Genomic DNA, 3,204 nt, shown 5'->3' on the forward strand with positions numbered 1-3,204 from the left:
GCCGTCCCCAACTGGAAAAAAACGACCCAAATTTCCAGTTCGCCAATAAATCTTCCCGCACCCATAAAAAAAAGAGACAAGCATGGGCACCTGTCTCGATTTTCATATTAAATATCCATGGCAAAGGGCCTTATCTCTCAAAAATTCTTCTAGATGGGTTAACCTGAATACATTTTCAAGCAAATTTCACACAAAAACATGAGGACCTTCCCCCTAATTCAACTTAAAAATGAAGCACGAGGACCTTCCCCTTTTTTTACCAAAAAAAATGAAGCACAAGAACCTTCCCTATTTCCCGATGTTACCCACGTGTCGGGAATTGTTCGGCAGGGACTGGTTTGCTGAAGAGGTACCCTTGGGCTTCGTTGCATTTGTGGTGCTTGAGCAGTGCTAGTTGTTCTTGGGTTTCGACGCCTTCTGCGATGACGGATAGTCCCAGGTTATGGGCCATCAGGATGATGGTGGTGGCGATGTTTTCGTCACTTTTGTTGTTGGCGATATCCTGAATGAAGCTGCGGTCGATTTTCAAATGATCGATCGGGAATCGCTTCAAGTAATTCAGCGAGCTGTAGCCTGTCCCAAAGTCATCAATCGAAATGTTCACGCCGAGCTTTTTCAGCTCATGAAGAATGAAGCTTGCTGCTTCGACGTCCATCGTCATGCTTTCAGTAATCTCAATGGTCAGGCAGCAAGGATCGACGCCTGTTTCCTGAAGCGTCTCCCTGATCATTTGAATGAGTTTCGGCTGGTAAAATTGGCGCACGGATAAATTCACGGAAATCGTTAAGGGTTCCATCCCTTCTAAGCGCCAGCTTTTCAGCTGAAGCAAGGCCGTCTTTAACACCCATTCTCCAATCGGCACAATCAACCCGGTTTCTTCGGCGATCGGGATGAATGCTTGAGGCGGTACGCTGCCGACTTTTTCATTTTTCCAGCGGAGGAGAGCTTCCGCTCCGACTATTTTGTTGCTGCAAAGTTGGAAGATTGGCTGATAATGCAGTTCAAATTCGTTACGCTCGAGCGCCTTCCTCAGCTCATTTTCAATTTGCAGTTTTTCAAACGCCTGTTTATCCAGCAAGATATCATACGATTGATAGTTATTTCTCCCTTGCTTCTTTGCCTGATACATCGCAATATCCGCTTTACTTAAAAGAACACCCAAATCCTCTCCATCATCAGGATAAAAGCTCATCCCTACACTGGTAGTGATGTAGACTTCTGTTCCATCAATCAGAAAAAGTTCAGACATGGTATTCAGGATTCGATCAGCGACTGCTTTTGCCTCTTCCTTCGTAGTATGCTCCAGCAGAATCGCGAACTCATCCCCGCCCTGTCTTGAAATCACGGCTTCATTGCCAATACATTTTTTCAGATTTTCAGAAACATATCTTAATAGTTTGTCGCCCATTGTGTGGCCAAGGGAGTCGTTAACAATTTTAAAACGGTCGAGATCCAGGAACATCAAGCACAGTTTCTCGCCTTCGCTCACATTTGTTTTCGCTAATGCTGCCTGGACTCTTTGGTCAAACAGCCTCCGATTTGGCAACCCGGTCAGGGCATCATGGTATGCCATGAAGTTAATTTTCTCTTTTGCCCGGTAATGCTGGATCGCCAGGCTGGTAAGGTCCGTTGCTTTCTGGATCATTTGCATATCTTTTTCACGTGGAGAACTTGAATGGTCATAATAAAGGCCGAACGTTCCAATCACTCGTTGATCAACATCAAAAAGCGGAGATGACCAACAGGCCTTTAAGCCGAAGGATAACGCAAAATCCCGATAATCAGCCCATAAAGGATCCGTCCCGATATCCGTAACGGTGACCGAACGCCTTAAATACGCGGCCGTCCCACAGGAGCCTACCGATAGTCCAATCGGGATGCCATTTACAGCTGCATTATATTCATCCGGCAGACTTGGCGACGAACCATGCATAAGCCTATTCCCTTCTTGATCGGCAATCATAATGGAGCAGCGTGCCCCATTCATGAACCTTTCCATCAGTAAGATGATTTGGTCGAGGACTTCTTGAAAAGAAGCACCCGTCGCGATCATCTCCAGAATTCGATTCTGCCCGCTTAACAGCGCTTCAAGCTCCTTCTGCTTTGTGACATCCTGCGCGCACCCTACCGCTCCTATGGTTCCACCATCAACCAAGATTGGGACAACGGTCAGCAGTAAATCAACCCGTTCCCCGCTATCCTTTTTCAAAATCGCCGTTTCAAATCGCTCCCGAGTCCCACCTGTCACCCGCCGAAAGTGCTCAATCGTTTCCTGCAGATAATCCTCATGAACGATCGAAACAAAATTCATCTCAAAAGCTTCTTGTGGCGAATACCCCGTAATCGCCACAGCCTCTTCATTGAATAACGTGAAATTCCCATCCATATCCACCGCATAACAAGCATCATGATTGTAATCAAATAACGATTTATAAACACCTATATTAAAACTGCCACTTAAATCAGCCCGCATTCAGAACCCACCAATCCCATCCAAACCAATATCGTAGATACAATAAAAATTTTTACACTTATATCCATATATATCGGGTAAAAAGCCCCAGTTTTCAATGGAATATCCTTACAAAATGAGCGGGCGTTCATAACAGGAAGAACATTGGGACATACCAAAATGAACTTTTCCAGAACACGAGAACCGTCCCCATGTTCCACACATGTTCCACCCACCACATTTTCTCCGAAAAAAGGTTTAAGCCGATTTCTTGCTGGGTATATAAATATGTTATTTAATTTAAGGTGAGTTGAAATAGAGATTGAGGGGTATTACATAATGGGGATTTTGATTGTTGATGACAATGAAGCAAATTTATTTGTGATTGAAAAACTTTTGAATAGGGCTGGCTATACAGACCTTCTTTCATTTACTTCAGCACATGATCTTTTTGGGTACCTGGAATCAGACAATCCCTATATCGTCGCTGAGCAGGTGGATTGTATTCTGATGGACATCATGATGCCTGAGGTGGACGGAATCGACGCATGCAGGCGGCTCCAGCAAATCCCCCATATAAAGGACATCCCCGTCATCTTTGTTACCGCTTTGGAGGATTCCGCCAAGGTAGTTGAAGCGCTTGATGCCGGCGGGATGGATTATTTGATGAAGCCCATCAATAAGACCGAGCTGCTGGCGCGAATCAGGGTCGCTCTAAGGCTGAAATATGAAAAAGACTGGCATAAGAAGCA

Annotated in this window: 2 protein-coding genes; one reads left to right on the forward strand and one right to left on the reverse strand. The window is 45.1% G+C overall.

All coding sequences use genetic code 11. From position 1 onward, the window contains the following. Nucleotides 1-301: 301 nt before the first annotated feature. Nucleotides 302-2,473, reverse strand: a complete 2,172-nt coding sequence (locus WB217_RS03685) for an EAL domain-containing protein (RefSeq protein ID WP_423990745.1) — start codon at nucleotides 2,471-2,473, stop codon at nucleotides 302-304. A 318-nt stretch (nucleotides 2,474-2,791) separates the two neighbouring features. On the opposite strand from WB217_RS03685, the gene WB217_RS03690 reads away from it, so the two are divergent. After that, nucleotides 2,792-3,204 (forward strand): response regulator (locus WB217_RS03690; protein ID WP_423990747.1); only part of this gene is annotated, 413 nt, incomplete at its 3' end.

The sequence above is a fragment of the Mesobacillus sp. genome (assembly GCF_049588175.1).
In the GTDB taxonomy this organism is placed as follows: domain Bacteria; phylum Bacillota; class Bacilli; order Bacillales; family Cytobacillaceae; genus Mesobacillus.

Bases quoted from the DNA above. Each gene is read 5' to 3' on its own strand.
- WB217_RS03685 (WP_423990745.1), bottom strand. From the start codon at position 2,473: ATGCGGGCTGATTTAAGTGGCAGTTTTAATATAGGTGTTTATAAATCG.